Consider the following 20,455-nt stretch of genomic DNA (forward strand, 5'->3'; position numbering starts at 1 on the left):
AAACGGGGAGTGACGCCCCCCTTTCACCCGACGCCCACGGCCTCGGCGACGCCGGCGAAGCCCTCGGCCCGCAGCCGCGCCGCCAGCTCCCGCTTGACCCGCACGGCCATGCTCGGCCCTTCGTAGACCATGGCCGAGTAGAACTGCACCGCCTGGGCGCCGGCCTTGATCTTGGCCAGGGCGTCGGCGCCGGTGCGGATTCCGCCCGCGCCGATCAGGGCCAGGCCTTTGTCGTTGGCCGCGTGGAAACGCCGCAGCATCTCGGTCGACAGGGCCATCAGCGGCGGACCCGACAGACCGCCGGCCTCGCTCCTGTTGGCAGAGCGCAGGGCGTCGGGCCGCGAGATGGTGGTGTTGGAGACGATGATCCCCTGCAGGCCATGGGCGGCGACCGTCTCGACGATGGTCTCGACCTCGCCGTCCTCGAGGTCGGGGGCGACCTTCAGGAGCACCGGCGCCGCCGCCGGATTCGGCAGGGCGGCGCGGGCTTCGGCCAGGCGTCCCAGAAGCTCTTCCAGCGCGGCCTTGGTCTGCAGCGCGCGCAGGCCCGGCGTGTTGGGCGAGGAGATGTTGACCGTGAAATAGTCGGCCGAGCCCCAGAGGCGGTTCAGTCCGGCCACATAATCGCCGATCCGGTCGGTCGCGTCCTTGTTGGCCCCGATGTTGGCCCCGACCACGCCGCGGCGTCGGCGTTGGGCAAGGCGATCGGCGAAGGCGTCGAGGCCCTCGTTGTTGAAGCCCATGCGGTTGATCACCGCCCGGTCCTCGTCCAGCCGGAAGAGGCGCGGTTTCGGGTTGCCGACCTGGGGCAGGGGCGTGACGGTGCCGCATTCCACGAAGCCGAAGCCGGCGCGCAGCATGGCGTCCGGCGCCTCGGCGTTCTTGTCGAAGCCGGCGGCGAGACCGATCGGCGAGGGCAGGTCCAGACCGGCGACGGTCGTCTGCAGCAATGGATCCTCGGGACCGTGATCGACGGGACCCAGCCCGGCCTTCAGGCCGGCGATGGCGGCGCGGTGAGCGGTCTCGGCGTCGAGGAGGCGAAGGGCGCGGGCGCCCAGGTCGTGCAGGCTCACGCGGGGAGACCTCCCAGGATCGGAACGCCGTCGGCGTCCAGCGCCACGGGCCGGGCCTCGACGGCGAGGTGCGTCGGCAACGGGGCGTAGAGGTGCGGGAACAGGTCGCCGCCGCGCGACGCCTCCCACTTCAGGGCCTCGCCCAGCGCGTCGGCGTCGAAGCCTACGATCAGCAGGTCGGTCTGGCCGGCGAAGTAGCGGCGGCCGGTTTCCTGCGCCTGCGCGGCGGTGGAGAAGTGGATGAAGCCGTCGGCCAGATCGACCGCGGAGCCTTCGAAGACGCCCTTGGCCAGGGCCGCTTCCCACTCGGTGTGGCCGAGCAGCTTGTAGACGCGGGTCATTCGCCGCCGCCTCCGCCATGGTCGGCCGCGTAGAACAGCCCGTCGTAGACCGGCCGCCCGGCCTCGTCGAAGGTGAAGGCGGCGACGGTCGCTGTCGGGAACCGGCTCTCCGCCCGGGCCATCAGCGCCGAGCCGGCGCCGCCCTGGCGCAGCAGGACCAGCGTCAGCTCGTGCAGGCCCGGATTGTGGCCGACGATCATGATGGTGTCGGCCTCGTCCGCGACGGCCTCGACCTCGAACAGGATCTGATCCGCCGCCGCATGGTAGAGCGCCTTCAGCACGCGGCTTTCCGCCTTGGGAAAGGCCGGCGCGAGTTCGTCCCAGGTCTGCTGGGTGCGGGTCGCGGCGGAGACCAGCGCCAGATCCGGCGCCAGCGCCTCGTCCGCCAGCAGGCGGCCCATCAGGCCCGCATCGTTGCGGCCGCGGTCGGTCAGGCGACGTTCGACGTCGCCGCCGGGGTGGCTGCGCTCGGTCTTGCCGTGCCGCATCAGGATCAGTCGTTTCATCGCGTCCCTATTAGACGGCGCGGGCGTTCCCCGGAAGCGGCGGTTGACAGGCGCCGTCCGGAGCGGTCCTAAGGCCTCATGACCCTAATGGCGGCGCCTGAAACCATCGCACAGGACGGCGGAACCTGGACCTTCCCGGCCAGTCAGCCGCTGGTGCTCGACTCCGGCGCTCGAATCGAGGGGCTGGAGCTCGCCTGGCGCAGCTATGGAACGCTGAACGCCGACAAGACCAACGCCGTCTTGGTCTGCCACGCCCTGACGTTGGATCAGTACGTCGCGGGCGAACATCCGACGACCGGCAAGCCCGGCTGGTGGACGCGCATGATCGGCCCCGGCAAGCCGATCGACCCGGCCAAGCACTTCATCGTCTGCGCCAATGTCGTCGGCGGCTGCATGGGCAGCACGGGGCCGGCCTCGATCAACCCGGCGACCGGCAAGGCCTGGGGGCTGGCGTTTCCGGTCATCACGATCCGCGACATGGTCCGCGCCCAGGCGATGCTGGTCGACGCGCTGGGCGTCGACACCCTGTTGGCCGTCGTCGGCGGTTCGATGGGCGGCATGCAGGTGCTGCAATGGGCCGCGAGCTATCCCGAGCGGCTGTTCAGCGCCGTGGTCGTCGCCTCGGCGGCGCGGCATTCCGCCCAGAACATCGCCTTCCACGAGGTCGGCCGGCAGGCGGTCATGGGCGATCCCGACTGGCGCGGCGGCGACTACGCCCTGCACGGCGCGCGCCCCGAGAAGGGCCTCGCCGTGGCCCGGATGGCCGCGCACATCACCTACCTGTCCGAGGCCGCCCTGCAGCGGAAGTTCGGCCGCGAGCTGCAGCGCGACGGCCTGAGCTGGGGCTTCGACGCGGATTTCCAGGTCGAGAGCTACCTGCGCTACCAGGGCGCCAGCTTCGTCGACCGCTTCGACGCCAACAGCTACCTCTACATCACCCGGGCGATGGACTATTTCGACTTGGCCGCCGAGCACGGCGGGGTGCTGGCCGAGGCGTTCAGGAAGGCGCGGGACGTGCGGTTCTGCGTGATGTCCTTCACCTCCGACTGGCTGTACCCGACCAGCGAGAGCCGCCACATCGTGCGGGCGCTGAACGCCGCCGGCGCCCGGGCCAGCTTCGTCGAGATCGAGAGCGACAAGGGCCACGACGCCTTCCTGCTCGACGAGCCGGTGATGGAGGCCGCCCTGGCCGGGTTCCTGGACGGGGTCGAGCGGGCGAGGGGGCTCAAGTGAACGGCGAGACGGTGCGCGAGGACTTCCGGGAGATCCTGCGGCTGGTGCGCCCCGGCTCACGGGTGCTGGACGTCGGCTGCGGCGGCGGCGAGCTGCTGGAGCTGCTGACCCAGGAGAAACAGGTCGACGGCCGCGGCGTCGAGATCAGTCCCCAGGGGGTCTCCGCCTGCCTGGCGCGTGGTCTGTCGGTCATGCAGGGGGACGCGGATCGCGACCTCGACCAGTTTCCGACCGGCGCCTTCGACTACGCCATCCTGTCCCAGACGTTGCAGGCCACCCGCAACCCGCGCGAGGTGCTGAGCGAGCTCATGCGGATCGCCGACCGCGCCGTGGTCAGCTTCCCGAACTTCGGCCATTGGCGGGTGCGCTGGTCGCTCCTGAGCCGCGGGCGGATGCCGGAGACGCGGTCGCTGCCCGAGCCCTGGTGGTCGACCCCCAACATCCACCTGTGCACGCTGGCGGACTTCAACGCCCTGGTGGCGGACCTGGGGCTGCGGATCGAGGCCAGCGCCGCCCTGGCGCAGGGCCAGCCGGCCCGGCCGATGGACCCGTCCCGGATGATCGAGAACTGGCGCGCGGAAGCGGCGCTGTTCCTGCTCAGCCGCCGCGACGGCGGCGACGGCGTGGAACCAGATCCGATCCAGGACGATCTCTTCGGCGGATGAAGATCCGTCTCATGACCTACAACGTCCACCGCTGCGTGGGCGTGGACCGAAAACTCGACGTGGAGCGGGTGGCCGAGGTGATCGCCGCCTGCGAGGTCGACGTCGTCGCCCTGCAGGAGCTGGACGTCGGTCGCGCCCGCACGCGCGGCGTGGACCAGGCCCACCGTCTCGCCGAGCTTCTGCGCATGCGCTCGCACTTCCATCCGGCGATGAAGGTCGAGGAGGAACGCTACGGCGACGCCATCCTGACGGCCCTGCCGGAGCGGTTGGTGAAGGTCGGCGCGCTGCCGGGCCTGCCGCGTATACGGGGTCTCGAGCCGCGGGGCGCGCTGTGGGTCGCGGTCGATGTCGGCGGCGCCGAGCTGCAGGTCATCAACACGCACCTGGGCCTGGTGCCCAAGGAGCAGCAGCTGCAGGCCGCCGCCCTGATCGGCTCTGAATGGATGGGCGCGGAAGCGTTCAAGGGGCCGGCGGTGCTGCTCGGCGACTTCAACGCCACGCCGCTGTCGCGCACCTATCGCATGCTGAGCAGTGTCCTGCGGGATGGGCAGGTCGGCTACGTTCGGCCGCCAACGGCGACCTTCCCGTCTGGCTTTCCGTTCATGCGGATCGACCACGTCTTCCTGGCCGGGGACCTGAAGGTCACGTCCGTTGAGTCGCCTTTCGACCCCCGCGCGCGGACGGCGTCGGACCATCTGCCCCTGGTGATGGAGCTGGAGCTCCCAGGAGCTTAGCCGTCTCGTCGATCAGGCGAAGCTGGTCCCGCAGGCGGTTCTTGCGGACCCAGGGCCGCCAGGCGTCGCTGGGCGCGGTCGGGTCGCCCAGGCCCCAGCCGCTGACGAACCGCTCGATCGGCCCCAGCTTGCGGTAGTCGACCGGCCGCAGCCGCGGCGGCGTGTGGTCGAGCAGGGCGATGGCGTCGGCCACGGAGTCGGATTGGGCCAGGGCCGCCTCCACCTCGAGCAGGTTGCGGTCGACATAGTGGCCGATCAGCAGATTGCGGAAGGTCGCGATCGTCTCCCGCGTGTCGGCGCCGGCGTCGCCGGGTTCGGCCTCGACGGCCATGTCGCACTCGGTGTCCAGCCCGCCCGAGCGATTGTTCAGATTGGCCGATCCGATGCGCAGGAAGACGTCGTCGACGATGGTCACCTTAGAATGGACGATGATCGGCTTGTCGGCGCGCGTGCGGGCGCTGTAGGCGCGGAACCGGCTGTAGAGATCCGCCTTCTCCAGCTTGTCGATCGCCGCCGACCGGGCGCTGTCCATGGTCATCTGGTCGAAGAAGCTGGGGCTGCGGTCCGGACCGATGGCGATGATCTCCGGTCCGTCCGGCTCGACGAGCCGCCGGCATAGGGCTTCCACGATCGTCGGGGCGGCCAGGTACTGGTTCTCGATGTAGATCAGCCTGCGGGCCGCCAGGATGGCCGCCAGATGCAGGCGAAGTCCCTCCTCGGCGCCCGGAGCGTCCTTCCATTTCGGCTGGGTGAGCGCCAAGCCCACCGTCTGGCCGAGCATGTCGGGCAGAACCCCGCGCGGCCAGGGCGAGTCCTCGGAATAGTCGGGTTCAAGCAGGTCCAGGCGACCGCCGCCCGACCGCTCCCAGCGGTCGACGAACAGCTGCGCGCAGTCGCGGGCGATGGGGCCTTCCATCATGGTCGCCACGTCGTGGCGGGCCGGATAGCGGTTCAGGTTCGGCAGCATGCGACGCGGGTCGGCGTCGTCATGCTCGCAAGTGTCCCAGCGGTCGGTGCTCAGGTCGCCGCCGCTGACGAAGGCCAGCCGGCCGTCGATGACCAGCACCTTCTGGTGATGGCAGGCGCTCATCGGCAGGCTGGAGTCGAGGCGGTACTTGACCTGCGATCCCATGAAGAAGGCCGCGGCGCGCTGTACGGCGAACCCCTGGGAAGCGGAGATCGGCAGCGGCATGTTCCAGCACAGCACCCGCACGTCCAACGCGGGGTTCAGGGCCGCGATCCGGCGCAGCAGCAGTCCCAGCCGATCCGCCGTGCGGGGGTCGCCGCTGCGCTGAATGCGGTCCGGCTGCATCCGGGTCAGGGCGTCGAAGGTCCAGGCCAGCAGCCAGACCGAACGGCGCGCGTTCAGGATGGCGGCCTTCACCGCGCCGAAGTAGTCGGCGCCGTCCACCAGGAACGACAAGGCGTCCGCCCGGCTGGTTCGCCAGGCCGTCACGCCTTCGCGAAGGATCCGTCCCTGCATGCAGCCCCTATCCGTCGTTCCTGGCCTGAACGTACGAGCGATGGAGGCGTTCGGCCACCTCGGAACGGCGACGGCTCAGCCGGCGATGGCGGCGGCGCCGGTCTCGCCGGTGCGGATGCGCAGGGTCTGCTCCAGGTCGAGGACGAAGATCTTGCCGTCGCCGATCTTGCCGCTGTTGGCGGTGCGGACAATGGCGTCGATGACCGGCTGCAGCACGTCGTCGGGGACGGCGATCTCCAGCTTCACCTTGGGCAGCAGCTTTATCTCGTACTCGGCGCCGCGATAGACCTCGGTCTTACCCTTCTGTCGGCCATAGCCGCGGACCTCGGTCACCGTCAGGCCGGAGGCTCCGGCTTCGGTGACGCCCTCAAGCACCGCGTCGAGGCGGCTGGGCTTGATCACGGCGACGATCATCTTCATGGGCGCGACTCCCACCACGGAGCAATCGTGGTGCGGTGCAACATTATGGTGAAACCCTCTTCCGGGCCAAGGGGGCGCGGTGATTTCCGGTCTCGGAGGCCCGGCCCGCCGGCGCCGGCGGGGCGGGCGCCAGGCCGCCGACGGGAGCGAAGACCCGCGCCCGCGCCCGAACGGCGCGCGGCTTGACGGCGTAGGTCTGCTTCACCGCCTCCATCAGGATCAGGCCCGCGAAGGGCGGCCACAGCCAGGCGCCGGCCTGCTCGAACCCCTCGGCCCAGCGCGCGGTCCAGGTGAATGGCGGCGCATAGAGGGCGCGGGTCCAGCCCGACGGTTCGAGATCCGCTTCGCGGAGCACGTTCTCGAGCTGGCGGCGGCTCCAGGGGCGGCCATGGCCGAAGGGCGTGCCCTCGGCGTTGGACCATAGGCCGTTGCGGGCGGCGACGGCGACGATCACCCGGCCGGACGGCGCCGTCACGCGGCAGACCTCGCGCATCAGCGCCACCGCGTCGTCGGCCTCTTCCAGCGCGTGGACGCAGACGACGCGGTCGAACACGGCGTTGGGCAACGGCAGGCTGGTCTCGTCGGCGATCACCGCCAGGTTCCGGCCGCCGACCGGCCAGACCTCGACCCCCTGGGAGGCGGGCATCACCGCCACGGCCCGCCGGGCTCGCTCGCGGACCGATTCCAGGTAGGGGGTGGCGTAGCCGAGGCCGAGGAACTCCAGCCCGCGCGGATCGCCCCAGGCTTCCGACAGCTTGCGCGCGACCATCTCCCGGGCGGCCCGGCCGCGGGGGGAGGCGTAGAAGGTGCGGAGCTCCAGGACGTCGCGACGCATACAGTCTCCTTACACCCGCTCTGGCTCGTTGCGTCCTTCGACACGGCCTTTCAGGCCCGCTCAGGATGACTTAGGTCGGCGTATCGCCATAGACTTAGTCATCCTGAGCAGCCGCGCGAGGCGGGGCGTGTCGAAGGACGCAATGAGGTCGATATGCCCGTCAAGATTCACCAGTTCCCCTGCCTGTCCGACAACTACGGCTTTCTTGTGCGCGACGAGGCCTCGGGACGAGTGGCGACGATCGACACGCCCGACGCCGACGCCATCCTGGCGGAGCTCGACAAGCTGGGCTGGTCGCTGGATCTGGTCCTGAACACCCACTGGCACCCGGACCACGCCGGCGGCAACGCCCGGCTGAAGGCCGAGACGGGTTGCACCGTCGTGGGCCCGGCGGAGGTCGAGCGCATCGGCGCCGCGCCGGATCGCGTCGTGGTCGAGGGCGACGTCGTCACCCTGGGCGACACCGCCTTTGAGGTCATCGACACCGGCGGCCATACGCTGGGCCACATCAGCTACTACGATGCGGTCGACCATGTCGCCTTCGTCGGCGACACCCTGTTCGCGCTCGGCTGCGGCCGGCTGTTCGAGGGCACGCCGCAGCAGATGTGGGTCAGCCTGCAGAAGCTGGCCGCGCTGCCCGAAGACGTCGTCGTCTACTGCGCCCACGAATACACCGCCTCCAACGCGCGCTTCGCCCTGTCGGTCGACGCCGATCCGGCGCTGAAGACGCGGACCGACGCCGTCTTCGCCGCCCGCGAGCGCGGCGAGTGGACCGTGCCGACCCGCATCGGCCTCGAGAAGGCCACCAACCCCTTCCTGCGCGCGCCGCTGCTGCGGCCGGACATCGCCGACCCGGCCGAGGCCTTCGGCGCCGTGCGGGCGGCCAAGGACGCCTTCAAGGGATGACCGCGGCCGAGGTCATCGCGATCCTGGGCCTGGAGCCGCATCCGGAGGGCGGCTGGTACCGCCAGACCTTCCGCGACGCGGCCCAGTCGCCGGACGGCCGGGCAGCGTCGACGGCGATCTACTTCCTGCTCGAAGCCGGACAGGAGAGCCGCTGGCACCGTGTGCACGGCTCGGTCGAGGTCTGGTTCTTCCACGCCGGCGCGCCGCTGCTGCTGAGCGTGGAGCTGGACGAGATCCGGCTGGGGCCGGACCTCGCCGCCGGCGAGCGGCCGCAGGGCCTGGTCCCGGCCGGCGCCTGGCAGAAGGCGCGGTCTCTGGGCGACTGGACGCTGGTCAGCTGCACGGTCGCGCCGGGCTTCGAGTTCGCGAACTTCGAGATGGCGCCGGAGGGATGGACCCCCTAGCGGGTGGCGGCCACGTGGATGATGCGGTCGGAGGACGGGCGGCCGGCCATGCCGTCGTCTGGCGTCACCACGATCAGCAGGACGCCGTTCTTCAGGACAACCGACGGCCGGGCGCCCTCGACGATCACGACCTTGCCGATCTTCTCCAGCTGGACGCGGCCCTTCGGGGTGGAGGACAGGCGGACGATGGCCTCGGACGCGATCACCGAGGCGTCGGCGATCAGCGGCGAGGAGGCCGGCGTGGCGTCGGCCTCGAAGGCGATCACGCGGCCCGAGGCCTTGCTCGCCCGGGCGCTGGACAGCCGCATCAACTGATAGAGGGCCAGGGGGCTGACGGGTTTCAGGCGCAGGGCCGGGGCGGCGCCCATCACCTCCGCCGACGAGCCGGAGGGCCGCTTGCGGGTGAACAGGGTGAACCCGCCCAGCTTGGTGGCCCGCAGGATGATCTGGCCCAGATCGTTCTTGTAGTTGATGTCCCCGCGCGGCCCGACTTCGGGCTGCAGGGCCCAGACCTCGTAGCTGCTCTCGAACTTCAGCAGGGGCTTGCCGCTGCTGCGGTCGAGGATGAAGCCCTCGCCGGTTTCGGAGACGTAGCGGGCCACCGGCGGCGCGGCCGGGCGGCGCTGGGTCTGATCGGCGCGCTCGCCGAACAGGAAGTCCTTCAGCGATCCCTGGGCAAGCGCCGGCGACGCCGCCAACGAGAGCAGCGCGAGCGCCGCGGCGAGGATCGCCGCAGCTGCTTCAGGAACCCGGAAACCCGTCCTCGCCATTCCCCCAGCCATGCACGGCGACTGGGGCGATTCTTGGACGGGTTCCAGGCCGTGATCAAGCAAGGCCAAGGTCGTTCTACGACGCCAGATACTGCCCGCCGTTGAGTGTGAACGTCGCGCCGGTCACAAATCCGGCCCGCTCGCCCGACAGATAGGAGACCATGTCGGCGATCTCCTCGCCCTTGCCCAGGCGGCCGACGGGGATGCCCGCGATGATGCCCTGGAGCACGTTCTCGGGCACCGCGGCGACCATGTCGGTGTCGATGTAGCCCGGGCAGATCACGTTGACGGTGATGCCCTTCTTGGCGTTCTCGAGCGCCAGCGCCTTGGTGAAGCCGATCACCCCGGCCTTGGCCGCGGAGTAGTTGGTCTGGCCGACCTGACCCTTCTGGCCGTTGATCGAGCTGATGTTGACGATCCGGCCCCAGCTGCGTTCACGCATCCCGTCGATGACCTGACGGGTCATGTTGAACGCGCTGTCCATGTTGACGCGGATCACCTCGGACCACTGCTCGTACGACATCTTGTGGAAGAAGCCGTCGCGCGTGATGCCGGCGTTGTTGACGAGCACGTCGATCGGGCCGAGCTCGCCGGCGACAGCCTCGGCCGCGCGCTTGCAGTCGTCGAACGAGCCGACATTCCCCTTCACCACCATGACGCCCAGCTCTCTGGCCGTGGCGTTGGCGGCCTCGTCGTTGCCGGAATAGCCGGCCGCCACCTTGAGGCCGTCGGCCTTCAGGCGCTCGACGATGGCGCGGCCGATGCCCCGCGTGCCGCCGGTGACGAATGCAACCCTGGTCATGTGTCCCGCTTCCCTCTTTGGCTCCCGTCCTTCTCCCTCGAGAACGGAAGATGCTCAGGTCACACGGCTTCGACGCACATGGCAACGCCCATGCCGCCGCCGACGCACAGAGTCGCCGCGCCCTTCTTGGCGCCGGACCGCTTCATCTCGTGCAGCAGGGTGGTCAGGATCCGCGCGCCCGAGGCGCCGATCGGGTGGCCGATGGCGATCGCGCCGCCGTTGACGTTGGTCTTCGCCGGGTCGAGGCCCAGTTCGCGAACCACCGACAGCGACTGGGCGGCGAACGCTTCGTTCGACTCGACCAGGTCCAGGTCGGCGACCGACCAGCCGGCGCGTTCCAGGGCTTTCTTCATGGCCGGGATCGGGCCCGTGCCCATGATCTCCGGCTCGACGCCGGCGTTGGCCCAGGAGGCGATTCGGGCCAGGGGCTTCAGGCCGCGCTTGGCCGCTTCCTCGGCGGTCATCAGCACCAGGGCGGCGGCGCCGTCGTTGATGCCCGAGGCGTTGGCGGCGGTGACGCTGCCGTCCTTGGTGAAGGCGGGACGCAGGCCCGAGATGCTCTCCAGGGTGACGCCGCTCTTGATGTACTCGTCCTGGTCCACGACCGTGTCGCCCTTGCGGCCCTTCACGGTGACCGGCGCGATCTCGTCCTTGAACTTTCCGGCCTTCTGGGCGGCCTCGGCGCGGTTCTGGGAGGTCACGGCGAAGGCGTCCTGGTCGGCGCGGGTGATCTGCCAGCGGCTGGCGATGTTCTCGGCGGTCTGACCCATGTGATAGCCGTGGAAGGCGTCCCACAGGCCGTCCTTCAGCATGGTGTCGACCAGGCCCAGCTCGCCCATCTTCTTGCCGTCGCGCAGGTGAGCGGCGTGCGGCGACTGGCTCATGCTCTCCTGGCCGCCGGCGACGACGACCTTGGCCGATCCGTCGGCGATCTGCTGCGCCGCGAGCGCGACGGCGCGCAGGCCCGAACCGCAGAGCTGGTTGAGGCTCCAGGCCGGGCTTTCCACCGGGATGCCCGCGTTGACGGCGGCCTGGCGGGCGGGGCCCTGGCCGCTCCCGGCCTGCAGGACCTGCCCCATGATCACCTCGTCGACGTCGGCCGGCGCCACGCCGGCGCGCTCGACGGCCGCCTGGATGGCGATCTTGCCGAGGTCATGGGCGGGCACGCTGGCGAGCGCGCCGTTGAAGGAGCCGACGGGGGTGCGGGCGGCCGAAACGATGACGATGTCGCTCATGGGTGGTTCTCCGTCGTTCCCTGGGGGCGCAGCCGTGTCAGTCCGGGCGCTCGATTTCGTGACGTTCCGGCACCATGCATAGTCCGGCGGCGTTCGTCATCCGAGATTCTCGCACTGCAACATGATGGTTACGGAAGGCCCCACTGGCGCCATGCCTTTGCATCCGCGATAGTGCGGCGCGAAAAAGCGCTGCAAGGCGTTGCTCAGGGAATGGAAATGGCCGATCAGCCCGAAGCCGGCGAAAACGCTGCCGGAGAGAAAAACGGCGAACGCGTCGTCATCAAGAAGTACGCGAACCGGCGACTCTACAACACCGCGTCCAGCTCCTACGTCACGCTGGAGCATCTGGCGGACATGGTTCGCGAGGGCGTCGACTTCGTCGTCTACGACGCCAAGACGGGCGAGGACATCACCCGTTCCGTCCTGACCCAGATCATCTTCGAGGAAGAGAATCGCGGCGGCGGCCAGAACCTGCTGCCGATCCAGTTCCTCCGTCAGCTGATCCGTTTCTATGGCGACCAGATGCAGGCCTTCGTGCCGAGCTACCTGGAGATGAGCCTGGAGAACTTCGCCAAGCAGCAGGAGCGGTTCCGCAGCCAGTTCGCGGCGATGAACCCCGGCGCCGGCGCCGGCGCCGGCCTGGGCGTCTACGAGGAGCAGATCCGGCAGAACATGGCGCTGTTCGACCGGGCCATGAAGATGTTCTCGCCCTTCCCGTACGCCGGCCAGGGCGGCGCGGCCGAGCCCGCGCCCGCCGCGAAGCCGGCCGAACCGGCCGCGCCGAGCAAGGAAGTCGAGGCGCTGGACGAGCTGAAGAAGCAGATGGCGGCTATGCAGGCCCAGCTTGAGAAGCTCGCTTCCAAGGGATGAATTAACCAGTCCGGGCCTAGCGTTTCCACCATGACTCGTCCGATCGACCCTCTGCGTCCCTACGGCGAGCGGCGCCAGACGCGCCGCCGTGCGGAGGATCGCGACGAGGCGACGGCCGGCGAGAACGGCGGGGCCAACCTGCCGGTCCCGATCGAGGCCGAGCCGGAGGAAAGGCCCCGCGCGGAACCGAAGAGGGCCGACGCCTATTCGGCCTTCGACGCGCATCTCTATGGCCAGGAAAACCAGCGGCGGGGTCTGCGCGGCGGCAAGCCGGTGCTCGACAGCGCGCGGGCGACCTATCTGGGGACGGAGTTCTCCGGTCCGGCGGACCGACGCCCGCCCAAGGGTCTGCTCAAGAAGACCGACATCTGAGGCTCAGGTCTCGGGAAAGCGCGCCGCGCGCGGGCTGTCGCCGGTCCAGCGCTTGAACGCTCGCGAGAAGGCCGCCGGCTCCGAAAAGCCGACCAGATAGGCGGTCTCGTTCACCGAGGCGCGCTTGCCGCCCAGGTAGTGCAGCGCCAGCCGCCGGCGCAGATCGTCCAGCACCCGTTCGAAGGTCGCGTCCTCGGCCTTGAGCTTGCGATACAGCGTCTGTCGGCTGAGGCCCATCCGGCGGGCGATCAGGTCCATGTTGGCCTGGCCGGTGTGCAAGATCGGCATCAGCAGGCTCTCGACCCGCCCACGCACGGACTTCGAAGCCTCCAGGTTCGCCATCAGCGCGTCGGCATGCGCGCTCAGGACGCCGAAGACGTAGCGCGGCTGAAGCTGCACCCGGTGCGTCGTCAGGGTCGGGTCGAGCCGCATCGCGTTCCAGTCGCTGTCGAACCTGACGGGGCACTGGAAGATGCGGTCGTACTCGGTGCGATGAACCGGGGCGGAATGGGTGACGTGCACCTCGAGCACATGCGGCCGGGGCAGGAAGCGGCGCGGACCACAGGTTAGCCGGGCGAACGTCGTCTCCGTCATCTCCGGGAAGGCGTTCGGCTCGTCGCGCGTGTCGATCATCCAGAACCCGCCGTCGTGGACGTCGAGCCGGAAGCGGGACTCGGCGCCGAGATCGACCTCGGCGACCAGCCGGCCATAGCGATTGAGCTGGGCGAAGGCCTCCATCATCGTCTCGGACGCGTTGGTCAGCAGGCCGACGATCGACACCTCCGACATGTCGACGGCCTCGGCGAAGCGCAGGGGCAGGGCCGGATCGCCGGTCAGGTCTTTCGCGGCGCGCACCAGGGCGACATAGCGCGCCATCGGCAGCCGTCCGTCGTGATCGGACAGGTCCGCGGCGGTCACGCCCGACCGTTCGCCCAGCGCCCGCGCCTCGGCGCCTCTGGTCACGGCGAAGTCGAGGAAGCCCTTCGCCAGCCCGGCGGAGACGGTCGGCTCAGCCATGCCGCCGGCTCCTGTCGCCTGGGATCATGTCTTTGGCGTCCAGCATCATGGCCCGCGCCGCCTGTCGGATGGACTCTAGGCGCCCCGATCCGGGCCGTCGAGTGAGGAGCCGCCGTTGTCGTCCCTGTCGATTCTTCACGCGGTCTTGGGCGCCGCCGGGCTGGTCTCGGGCGCGACGGCGATCCTGGCGCCCAAGGGGCAATGGCTTCATCGGCGGGCCGGCGCGGTCTTCTTCTTCGTCATGCTGGGAACGGCGTCCAGCGGCGCGGGGCTGGCGGTTCTGAAGGGAGAGGCCAACAACGCCGTCGCGGGAACGATCACCGCCTATCTGCTGCTCACCGGCCTGATGGCGGTGCGACAGCGGGAAGGAAGGGCCGGATTCTTCGAGCTCGGGGCCTTCCTGTTCTCGGCCGGCGGCGCGGCGATCGCCTTCTACTTCGCGGTCGACGCCGTCCGCAGCGGCGGCGCGATGCTCGGCGGCGTACCCTATGTGGTGTTCGCGTCGATCATGAGCCTGGCGGCGTTGCTGGACCTCAGCGTGGTGCTGCGCCAGGGCGTCGCCGGACGTCAGCGCATCGCCCGGCACCTCTGGCGCATGAGCCTGGGGTTCGCCGCCGCGGTAGGCTCTTTCTTCCCAGGGCAGATCGAGATCTTCCCGGCGGCGGTTCAGAACGTCCGTCCGGTGATCCTGCTGTTCATCCCTCTGTTCTCGGTGCTGGGCCTGATGCTGTTCTGGCTGGCGCGGGTCCTGTTCACGAACGCGTTCGGGCCAGCCGCGCCAGCTCGGTCTCCAGCGCCGTGACCCGTCGTTCCAGTTCGGCGATGCGGGACAAGGGGTCGGCGCCCGGCGTGGGGGTGGATATCCCCGCGTGCAGCGCCACCTCGGCGCCGGTGACGCCCAGCAATTCGGCGAAGGCCGCGACCTCGGCCGCCGACAGTTCGCGCTGATCCTTCCAGACCAGGGCCAGATCGTCCTCGCCGATGCCGGCGACGGCGGCGAGCACTGCGCGCGACAGGCCGCGATCGGCCAGCCGCGAGTCGAACCAATCCTTGTCGAAGAAAAGCGCCATGGGGGGAACTGGTCCGGGTCTTGCTTAACCGGTGGTGAATCCGATCCTGGAGTCCCCGCCCGTGTCCATCGCCATCCGCATCCTCGACATCGCCTTCGTCACGGTGCTTTTCACCGTCCTGACCTAGGTCAGGCGTCCGCGCTGCTCGCGAGGTCGATGTCGCGGCGGGCGGCGATGATGGTGACGATGAAGCCTGCGAGCACATCGAGCAGGACCATCAGCGTCATCAGGAAGAAGGTCGAGGTGGCGAAGGCCGGCGCCAGCAGGAACTCGACCAGGCAGACGATGAACAGGATCATCGACAGCGAGTGGTTGATGATCGCGATCCGCCGGCTGGTGGTCGACTTCAGCAGCTCTATGAACAGCACGATCAGCGCCAGGGCGAGCAGCAGGTCCGACAGGCTGATCGGCCAGGGCGAGCCCGAGGTCATGGCGATGGTGAACAGCGGCTCGCCGAACCGCGTGGTCGCCTCGGTCGAGGCGAACCCGCCCGCGAGCGTCAGCGCGACGAGATTGTAGACCAGCACCGGCAGCGCCAGCAGCGGAAACGCAGCGAACATGACGGCGACCCCCAAGTTCCGGATAACCCGGTTCGCAAGGGTTAACGCCTTTCCGCGCCTCGGTGAAGCCGGCGCACGTGGTGATTCCAGGCCGTCGTTCGGCGCCGCCGGACGCCGGCGCGAAAGGGGGAGGACCCGTCGCCGGGACCTCCCCCTCCATCGAGCCGGTATCAGAAACGGGCCGTCAGGCCGGCGATGAAGGTGCGGCCGCGGCCGGTCAGGGCCGAGTAGGCGCCGAAGCTGGACGCCGCGTAGCCGTAGACCTTGTCCTCGACGTTCTCGACCGAGAAGAACAGCTCCGCCCGCTGGTTCACCGCGTAGCTGCCGTACAGGTCGACGAGGGTGTAGGCCTCCGTCGGCGTCCAGCCCACGCCGAACTGCGCCACCTGGCCTTCGCCGGTGTAGCGCGCCTGAGCCCCGAGGATCAGCCGGCGCTCGAACAGCCGCGCGCCCACGTCCAGCGTGGCGGTGGTGTCGGGCAGGATCGAACCTTCGCCGTTGCCCGCGCCCGCCCCGTCGCCGACCGGCTGGTCGGTGTCGGTCTTGGCGAAGGCCAGGTTGGCGTAGGCGACCCCGGCGTCGTAACCGCCCTCGATCTCCAGTCCCTGCATGACGGTCTCGCCCGGGCGGTTCACCCACATCGCGGTCAGACCGCGGCCCGGAACGTTGACGAAGTCGTTGACGATGAAGTTGTCGATGCTGTTGCGGAAGTAGCCGACCTTGAGCCGCAGGCGATCGTCGTCGCGGAACAGGCCGTCGCGCTTGAAGTTGGCGCCCAGGTCCCAGCCCTTGTTCGTCTCCGCGTCCAGGTCGAGATTGTTGGCCACGCCCGAGCCGACGCCGTTGCCGAACGGCGCCAGCGAGAAGAACACCTCGTGCGTCGTCGGCGGCCGGAAGGTGTGGGCGTAGGTCGCGTAGAGCTCCAGGTCCTTGGTCGCCTGGAAGACGACGCCGACCTTGGGGAGCCATTTCCCGCCGTCGCGTCCGACCCACTTGTCGCCGCAGGGCGGACCGCCGACCGGACCGGGGCAATCGCCCGCGCCGGCGTTGTAGGGCGGCCGGTAGCCCTTCATCTTCCAGGCGTCGTAGCGCAGGCCGGCGATCAGGCTGTAGCGGCCGAAGTCGAACTCGGCGTCCGAGAACAGGCTGGTCTTGTCCAGCTTGCCGGGGTGGTTGCCGCCGCGCATGGCCAGGGTCTGGAAGTCCTCGCGCCCCCAGGAGACGCCGTAGGCCAGCCGGACGTCGACATCATCGCCGAGGGTCAGGGTCGAGCGGTTGGTCGCGTTCAGGCCGTAGCCCTTGTTGCGGGTTTCCCGGCCGGCGTACGAGCCGCCCGTCCCGACATACTGCAGATGGGTGTCGTTGTAGTAGGCGCTGACGGCGAGGTTCAGCCAGTTTCCGCCCGGCGTGAAACGGTAGTCGGCCGTCCAGGTCTGGTTGTCGATCGCCCAGGTGTAGTTGGAATTGACGAACTGGTTCTCGTACAGGCGCACGCCGACCGAGAAATCGTGGTCCTGGTTCGGCGACACCGTCACCTTGAGCAGGCCGCCCTGCGGTGAGTTCGAGGACTGGCGGCCGGGCTGGACGGGCTGGCCGCCGCCGGCCTTGTAGTCCCCGGTCTCGGTGTAGGCGACGCCGGCGAAGACATCGATCCGGCCGTCCCCGCCCCACAGGCCGTCGAAGCGCGCGCCGCCGGAGATCGAGCCCGCGACGTCGGCGCCGTTGTCGCCGAGTTTGAGCCGCACCATCCCGCCGACGGTCTGGCCTTCGAGCAGGACGTCGTCGAGCGACAGGGTCCGGAAGTTGGCCGCGCCGGTCAGCGTCCCGCTGCCGTGGGCGCCCGCGACCGCGCCGCGGGTGACGTCGATCCCGGCCAGGAGCTCCGGCTGGATGTAGAGCAGGGACCCGCCGGAGGCCTCGTGGCCGGCGATGTTCTTGAAGGCCTGCGGAACGCCGTCGATCATGGCGTTGACCCGGCCGTAGCCGCTCATGCCGCGGATGTTGACCTCGATGCCCGGTTGGCTGGAGGACTGGCGGGTCGACACGCCGGGCGTCGCGCGCAGGGCGGTCTGCGGATTGCCGGAGAACCGGGTCTGCAGTTCCTTGCCGTCGATTGAGCTGATCGGGGCCGCGGTCTTGTAGGGCGTGTCGCCCGCGGCGCCGGGGGCGCCGGCTTCATCAGCGCCGGCTTCAACGCGCACGGGCCCGAGCGCGATCGTCCCGTCCGGTTGCGGAGCCGGCTTCGGCGTCGTCGCGCCGTCGACGGACTGCGCCAGGGCAGGACGAGCCAAGGCCAGCGGTCCGACCGCCGCCGTCGCCATCAAGACCGCGCCCAGCAGTCGGCGCTGCGCGCCGCCTGCGATGTTTCTCGTACTCTTGGTCACGTGACCCCCTGCAGCAAACTGAGGAGGCCCTGATAATGATTCTGAGAATCATTATCAATACGATCGGGCGATCCAAGATCCGGGAGGGGTCTCACCGCCCCGGAACAGGGCCCATGGCGCTGGGATCAGGCCTCGTCGACCGCGCCGGGCAGGCGCGAGCGGGACTGCAGCCACATCACGCCCATCAGGTCGCTGACCGAGGCCTTCAGCCGGCCGAAGTTGGTGTACTTCGACACGCCGGTCTCGCGGTGGCGGTGGTTCACCGGCTCGAAGGCGATGTCGTACCCCTCGCGCCGCATCAGCGCCGGCAGATAGCGGTGGATGTGATCGAAGTAGGGCAGGCGCAGGAAGGCGTCGCGGCGGAAGGCCTTCAGGCCGCAGCCGGTATCGGTCGCGCCGTCCTTCAGCAGCCAGTTGCGCACGCCGTTGCCGACCTTGGAGGCGTAGCGTTTGGCGGCGCTGTCCTGACGCTTCACGCGCTCGCCGCCGACCATGGCCAGCGTATCCGGCGCCGCCTTTAGCCGTTCGGCCAGGCGAGGGGCGTCGGCGGGATCGTTCTGGCCGTCGCCGTCCATGGTCACGATGATCGGCGCGCGGGCGGCGATGATGCCGGTGCGGATCGAGCGGCTCTGGCCCGAGTTCTTGTGGTGCGACAGCACCCGCAGCTGCGGAATTTCGGCCTTCAGGTCGGTCAGGCGCTTGAGCGTGTCGTCGCGGCTGGCGTCGTTGACGAACACCATCTCGTAGTTTCGGTCGCCGAAGGCGCCGGCGATCTCGCGCGCCAGGGCGGGGGCGGCGCCGCCCTCGTCGAACACCGGCACGACGACTGAGAAATCCGGCGTCGTCGAGGAAGGAGCGGCGGGCTTCGGTTCAGCCTTCGCCGCCGCCTTCGGGGCGGCTTTCGAGGCAGCCTTCGGCGCGCTCGCGGCGGTGGGCTTGGCCGTGGCCTGGGCGGCGGTCTTCTTGGCGGCGGCCTTGCGCGGCGCCGGGGTCTTGTCGGTCATGCCCTCTCATAGCTGAAAAGCGTCGCCACGTAAGGATGTGCTATCAGGTGCGACATGACGCTCGAATCCCGACTGGACGCCTGGAGCCGCGGTTGGCGCGGACCGTTGCTGGCGGCGCTGATCGCCCTGGTCGCCGGATTGCCCGGCGTCTTCGCCGTGCCGCCGCTGGACCGCGACGAGTCGCGCTTCGCCCAGGCCACGGCCCAGATGCTGGAGACGGGCGACTACGTCTCGATCAACTACCAGGACCAGCCCCGCGCCAAGAAGCCGGTCGGCATCCACTGGCTGCAGGCCGCGGTGGTGAGCACGGTGTCGGACGTCGCCGATCGCGACATCTGGCCCTACCGTATTCCCTCGCTGCTCGGCGCGATGCTGGCGGCGGCGGCCTGCGCCTGGGGCGCGGCGGCGCTGTTCGGCCCGCGCGTCGGCCTGCTGGCCGGCGGGATGATGGGGGCGAGTTTCCTGCTGTCCACCGAGGCGTTCATCGCCAAGACGGACGCGGTTCTGGCCGGGACGACGACCCTGGCGCTGGCCGCCTTGGCGCGGATCTACCTCGCCGGCCGTGACGGCGGCGCGCCGGCGACCTGGCGGACCAAGCTGCTGTTCTGGCTGGGCGTCGCGGTGGCGGCGCTGGTGAAGGGACCGATCGGGCCGCTGGTTGCGGTGCTGACCATCCTGGCGCTGTGGGCCTGGGACCGCCGCATCGGCTGGGTGAAGTCGCTGGGCTGGAGCTGGGGGCCGCTGCTGGTCCTGGCCATCGTCGGCCCCTGGGCCTGGGCGATCACCGTGGCCAGCGACGGCGCCTTCTGGGGCGCGGCGATCGGCGGCGACCTGACGCCCAAGCTGGCCGGCGGCCACGAGCGTCATGGCGGCGTCTTCGGCTACCACCTGCTGCTGGCGCCGATGCTGACCTTCCCCTCCAGCCTGCTGATTCCGGCCGGTCTGGTCCTGGCCTGGAAGAACCGGGCGGAGGCCGGCGTGCGTTTCGCCGTCTGCTGGCTGGTTCCGACCTGGCTGATGTTCGAGCTGCTGCCGACCAAGCTGGTCCACTACACCCTGCCGGCGCACGGTGCGCTGTTTTGGCTGATGGCCGCCTCGCTGCGCGAGCCGCTGGGGCGGATCAGCCGGATCGTCGGGGTCATCCTGCTGGCCTTCGCGAGCCTGGTCTTCGCGGCCATCAGCATCGCCGCCCTGGCGCAGTACGGCGACGGAGCCGATGTGATCTGGGCGACGATCAGCGCCGGGCTGTTCATCATCACCGCGATCGTCGGCGGGGTGCTGATCTTCCGCAAGGCCGCGGGCACGGCCCTCGTCGTCGCCGGCGCGGTCGGCGTCCTGGCTCACGCCGTGTTCTTCGGGCAGCTCGCGCCGCGCCTGGAGCCGCTGTGGCTGTCCGAGCGGGTTTCCCTGGCCCTGGTCAGCAGCAACCTGGCCCCGCGCGAGGGCGTCGTGCCGGGACCGGTGGAGATCGCCGGCTACGCCGAGCCCAGCCTGGTCTTCGCCCTGGGCACCAAGACCGGCCTCGGCGGTCCGGCGGAGGCCGTCACCGCGATCGCCGAGGGGCGTCCGGCCGTGGTCGAGGCGCGCGAGGCCGCCGCGTTCCTGACGGCGATGAAGGCGGCCGGCCTGACGCCGCGCCCCGTCAAAACCGTCAAGGGAATTGACTATTCCAATGGCGACGACATGGCTCTGACCCTATATCGAGGGGAGCCCCAGCGGCCGGTCCAGCCGGCCCCGCTGGTGGTCGCGCCCGCACCGGAGACTGAGTGAC

Annotated in this window: 23 protein-coding genes; 9 read left to right on the forward strand and 14 right to left on the reverse strand. The window is 69.9% G+C overall.

Translation table 11 applies throughout. The features are described from left to right. Positions 1-23: 23 nt before the first annotated feature. The 3 genes from CSW64_RS04415 to CSW64_RS04425 are packed head-to-tail and all read right to left on the reverse strand — an operon-like array spanning position 24 to position 1,920. Entirely contained in the window at positions 24-1,073 is a 1,050-nt protein-coding gene (locus CSW64_RS04415; RefSeq protein ID WP_099620963.1) for a quinone-dependent dihydroorotate dehydrogenase, read from the reverse strand. Beyond that, positions 1,070-1,414 (reverse strand): DUF952 domain-containing protein, encoded by a 345-nt coding sequence (locus tag CSW64_RS04420; RefSeq protein WP_099620964.1) that lies wholly within the window; start codon positions 1,412-1,414, stop codon positions 1,070-1,072. The genes CSW64_RS04415 and CSW64_RS04420 overlap by 4 nt, the downstream gene beginning before the upstream one ends. Next, entirely contained in the window at positions 1,411-1,920 is a 510-nt protein-coding gene (locus CSW64_RS04425) for a SixA phosphatase family protein (protein WP_099620965.1), read from the reverse strand. The genes CSW64_RS04420 and CSW64_RS04425 overlap by 4 nt, the downstream gene beginning before the upstream one ends. Positions 1,921-2,007: 87 nt before the next feature. On the opposite strand from CSW64_RS04425, the gene metX reads away from it, so the two are divergent. From metX to CSW64_RS04440, 3 genes are read left to right on the forward strand one after another with little or no spacing between them, the layout of a single operon-like run. Continuing rightward, positions 2,008-3,153: a homoserine O-acetyltransferase MetX gene (gene metX, locus CSW64_RS04430; RefSeq protein ID WP_099620966.1), complete on the forward strand. Its 1,146-nt coding sequence runs from the start codon at positions 2,008-2,010 to the stop codon at positions 3,151-3,153. Continuing rightward, on the forward strand, positions 3,150-3,818 hold the full coding sequence (metW, locus tag CSW64_RS04435; protein ID WP_099620967.1) for a methionine biosynthesis protein MetW: 669 nt from the start codon (positions 3,150-3,152) through the stop codon (positions 3,816-3,818). Before metX ends, metW begins: the two co-directional genes overlap by 4 nt. Beyond that, positions 3,815-4,552 (forward strand): endonuclease/exonuclease/phosphatase family protein, encoded by a 738-nt coding sequence (locus tag CSW64_RS04440; RefSeq protein ID WP_099620968.1) that lies wholly within the window; start codon positions 3,815-3,817, stop codon positions 4,550-4,552. Before metW ends, CSW64_RS04440 begins: the two co-directional genes overlap by 4 nt. Here the strand turns inward: CSW64_RS04440 and CSW64_RS04445 are convergent. The 3 genes from CSW64_RS04445 to CSW64_RS04455 form a co-directional block, all read right to left on the reverse strand. After that, positions 4,461-6,035 carry a phospholipase D-like domain-containing protein gene (locus CSW64_RS04445; RefSeq protein ID WP_150131328.1) on the reverse strand — a complete coding sequence of 525 codons (1,575 nt, stop codon included), beginning with the start codon at positions 6,033-6,035 and terminating at the stop codon, positions 4,461-4,463. The two genes, CSW64_RS04440 and CSW64_RS04445, sit on opposite strands and share 92 nt — an antisense overlap. Before the next feature lie 75 nt (positions 6,036-6,110). After that, the gene (locus CSW64_RS04450; RefSeq protein ID WP_099620969.1) at positions 6,111-6,455 is read right to left on the reverse strand and encodes a P-II family nitrogen regulator; all 345 of its coding nucleotides are present in this window, start codon (positions 6,453-6,455) and stop codon (positions 6,111-6,113) included. 43 nt (positions 6,456-6,498) lie between these two features. Continuing rightward, positions 6,499-7,290, reverse strand: a complete 792-nt coding sequence (locus CSW64_RS04455; protein WP_099620970.1) for a class I SAM-dependent methyltransferase — start codon at positions 7,288-7,290, stop codon at positions 6,499-6,501. A 153-nt stretch (positions 7,291-7,443) separates the two neighbouring features. Between CSW64_RS04455 and gloB the strand changes: the two genes are divergently transcribed. Together gloB and CSW64_RS04465 are read left to right on the forward strand one after the other, a co-directional pair. Further along, positions 7,444-8,196, forward strand: coding sequence for a hydroxyacylglutathione hydrolase (gene gloB, locus CSW64_RS04460; protein ID WP_099620971.1), 753 nt, complete (start codon positions 7,444-7,446; stop codon positions 8,194-8,196). Continuing rightward, a complete protein-coding gene (locus CSW64_RS04465) occupies positions 8,193-8,600 on the forward strand; it encodes a cupin domain-containing protein (protein WP_099620972.1) in 408 nt (135 codons plus the stop codon). Before gloB ends, CSW64_RS04465 begins: the two co-directional genes overlap by 4 nt. On the opposite strand, the gene CSW64_RS04470 is transcribed toward CSW64_RS04465, so the two are convergent. From CSW64_RS04470 to CSW64_RS04480, 3 genes are all read right to left on the reverse strand, one after another. Next, positions 8,597-9,370, reverse strand: coding sequence for a DUF4908 domain-containing protein (locus CSW64_RS04470; protein WP_099620973.1), 774 nt, complete (start codon positions 9,368-9,370; stop codon positions 8,597-8,599). The genes CSW64_RS04465 and CSW64_RS04470 overlap by 4 nt on opposite strands. 76 nt (positions 9,371-9,446) lie before the next feature. Continuing rightward, positions 9,447-10,172 (reverse strand): acetoacetyl-CoA reductase, encoded by a 726-nt coding sequence (gene phbB / locus CSW64_RS04475; protein ID WP_099620974.1) that lies wholly within the window; start codon positions 10,170-10,172, stop codon positions 9,447-9,449. Between the two features lie 59 nt (positions 10,173-10,231). Beyond that, positions 10,232-11,407 carry an acetyl-CoA C-acetyltransferase gene (locus tag CSW64_RS04480; RefSeq protein ID WP_099620975.1) on the reverse strand — a complete coding sequence of 392 codons (1,176 nt, stop codon included), beginning with the start codon at positions 11,405-11,407 and terminating at the stop codon, positions 10,232-10,234. A gap of 216 nt (positions 11,408-11,623) precedes the next feature. On the opposite strand from CSW64_RS04480, the gene phaR reads away from it, so the two are divergent. Both phaR and CSW64_RS22265 read left to right on the forward strand, forming a co-directional pair. Further along, a complete protein-coding gene (gene phaR, locus CSW64_RS04485; RefSeq protein WP_099624114.1) occupies positions 11,624-12,277 on the forward strand; it encodes a polyhydroxyalkanoate synthesis repressor PhaR in 654 nt (217 codons plus the stop codon). A 30-nt stretch (positions 12,278-12,307) separates the two neighbouring features. Further along, positions 12,308-12,649, forward strand: coding sequence for a hypothetical protein (locus CSW64_RS22265; RefSeq protein ID WP_245863829.1), 342 nt, complete (start codon positions 12,308-12,310; stop codon positions 12,647-12,649). 3 nt (positions 12,650-12,652) lie between these two features. Here CSW64_RS22265 and CSW64_RS04495 read toward each other — a convergent pair whose 3' ends face one another. Next, positions 12,653-13,666: an AraC family transcriptional regulator gene (locus CSW64_RS04495; RefSeq protein WP_099620976.1), complete on the reverse strand. Its 1,014-nt coding sequence runs from the start codon at positions 13,664-13,666 to the stop codon at positions 12,653-12,655. A gap of 115 nt (positions 13,667-13,781) precedes the next feature. On the opposite strand from CSW64_RS04495, the gene CSW64_RS04500 reads away from it, so the two are divergent. Further along, a complete protein-coding gene (locus tag CSW64_RS04500) occupies positions 13,782-14,468 on the forward strand; it encodes a hypothetical protein (protein ID WP_099620977.1) in 687 nt (228 codons plus the stop codon). Here CSW64_RS04500 and CSW64_RS04505 read toward each other — a convergent pair. The 4 genes from CSW64_RS04505 to CSW64_RS04520 form a co-directional block, all read right to left on the reverse strand. Beyond that, positions 14,419-14,736 carry a DNA-binding protein gene (locus CSW64_RS04505; RefSeq protein WP_099620978.1) on the reverse strand — a complete coding sequence of 106 codons (318 nt, stop codon included), beginning with the start codon at positions 14,734-14,736 and terminating at the stop codon, positions 14,419-14,421. The two genes, CSW64_RS04500 and CSW64_RS04505, sit on opposite strands and share 50 nt — an antisense overlap. A gap of 128 nt (positions 14,737-14,864) precedes the next feature. Beyond that, on the reverse strand, positions 14,865-15,296 hold the full coding sequence (locus CSW64_RS04510) for a hypothetical protein (protein WP_099624116.1): 432 nt from the start codon (positions 15,294-15,296) through the stop codon (positions 14,865-14,867). A 170-nt stretch (positions 15,297-15,466) separates the two neighbouring features. After that, entirely contained in the window at positions 15,467-17,680 is a 2,214-nt protein-coding gene (locus CSW64_RS04515) for a TonB-dependent receptor domain-containing protein (RefSeq protein WP_150131329.1), read from the reverse strand. Positions 17,681-17,805: 125 nt separating this feature from the next. Then, positions 17,806-18,684: a glycosyltransferase family 2 protein gene (locus tag CSW64_RS04520; RefSeq protein WP_172448454.1), complete on the reverse strand. Its 879-nt coding sequence runs from the start codon at positions 18,682-18,684 to the stop codon at positions 17,806-17,808. Positions 18,685-18,738: 54 nt separating this feature from the next. Here CSW64_RS04520 and CSW64_RS04530 point away from each other — a divergent pair, with 54 nt between their 5' ends. Then, positions 18,739-20,454 carry an ArnT family glycosyltransferase gene (locus CSW64_RS04530; RefSeq protein ID WP_099620981.1) on the forward strand — a complete coding sequence of 572 codons (1,716 nt, stop codon included), beginning with the start codon at positions 18,739-18,741 and terminating at the stop codon, positions 20,452-20,454. The last annotated feature ends 1 nt before the right edge of the window (position 20,455 follow it).

Origin of the sequence: Caulobacter mirabilis, assembly GCF_002749615.1 — a bacterium.
Classification (GTDB): Bacteria; Pseudomonadota; Alphaproteobacteria; order Caulobacterales; family Caulobacteraceae; genus Caulobacter; species Caulobacter mirabilis.

Excerpts from the sequence above, each read along its gene's own strand:
- gloB (WP_099620971.1), top strand. The coding sequence starts at position 7,444 with ATGCCCGTCAAGATTCACCAGTTCCCCTGCCTGTCCGACAACTACGGC.
- metX (WP_099620966.1), top strand. The coding sequence starts at position 2,008 with ATGGCGGCGCCTGAAACCATCGCACAGGACGGCGGAACCTGGACCTTC.
- CSW64_RS04495 (WP_099620976.1), bottom strand. The coding sequence starts at position 13,666 with ATGGCTGAGCCGACCGTCTCCGCCGGGCTGGCGAAGGGCTTCCTCGAC.
- CSW64_RS04480 (WP_099620975.1), bottom strand. The coding sequence starts at position 11,407 with ATGAGCGACATCGTCATCGTTTCGGCCGCCCGCACCCCCGTCGGCTCC.
- phaR (WP_099624114.1), top strand. The coding sequence starts at position 11,624 with ATGGCCGATCAGCCCGAAGCCGGCGAAAACGCTGCCGGAGAGAAAAAC.
- CSW64_RS04510 (WP_099624116.1), bottom strand. The coding sequence starts at position 15,296 with ATGTTCGCTGCGTTTCCGCTGCTGGCGCTGCCGGTGCTGGTCTACAAT.
- CSW64_RS04470 (WP_099620973.1), bottom strand. The coding sequence starts at position 9,370 with ATGGCGAGGACGGGTTTCCGGGTTCCTGAAGCAGCTGCGGCGATCCTC.
- CSW64_RS04530 (WP_099620981.1), top strand. The coding sequence starts at position 18,739 with ATGACGCTCGAATCCCGACTGGACGCCTGGAGCCGCGGTTGGCGCGGA.
- CSW64_RS22265 (WP_245863829.1), top strand. The coding sequence starts at position 12,308 with ATGACTCGTCCGATCGACCCTCTGCGTCCCTACGGCGAGCGGCGCCAG.
- CSW64_RS04455 (WP_099620970.1), bottom strand. The coding sequence starts at position 7,290 with ATGCGTCGCGACGTCCTGGAGCTCCGCACCTTCTACGCCTCCCCCCGC.
- CSW64_RS04465 (WP_099620972.1), top strand. The coding sequence starts at position 8,193 with ATGACCGCGGCCGAGGTCATCGCGATCCTGGGCCTGGAGCCGCATCCG.
- CSW64_RS04445 (WP_150131328.1), bottom strand. The coding sequence starts at position 6,035 with ATGCAGGGACGGATCCTTCGCGAAGGCGTGACGGCCTGGCGAACCAGC.
- CSW64_RS04420 (WP_099620964.1), bottom strand. The coding sequence starts at position 1,414 with ATGACCCGCGTCTACAAGCTGCTCGGCCACACCGAGTGGGAAGCGGCC.
- CSW64_RS04505 (WP_099620978.1), bottom strand. The coding sequence starts at position 14,736 with ATGGCGCTTTTCTTCGACAAGGATTGGTTCGACTCGCGGCTGGCCGAT.
- CSW64_RS04440 (WP_099620968.1), top strand. The coding sequence starts at position 3,815 with ATGAAGATCCGTCTCATGACCTACAACGTCCACCGCTGCGTGGGCGTG.
- CSW64_RS04520 (WP_172448454.1), bottom strand. The coding sequence starts at position 18,684 with ATGACCGACAAGACCCCGGCGCCGCGCAAGGCCGCCGCCAAGAAGACC.
- phbB (WP_099620974.1), bottom strand. The coding sequence starts at position 10,172 with ATGACCAGGGTTGCATTCGTCACCGGCGGCACGCGGGGCATCGGCCGC.
- CSW64_RS04450 (WP_099620969.1), bottom strand. The coding sequence starts at position 6,455 with ATGAAGATGATCGTCGCCGTGATCAAGCCCAGCCGCCTCGACGCGGTG.
- CSW64_RS04425 (WP_099620965.1), bottom strand. The coding sequence starts at position 1,920 with ATGAAACGACTGATCCTGATGCGGCACGGCAAGACCGAGCGCAGCCAC.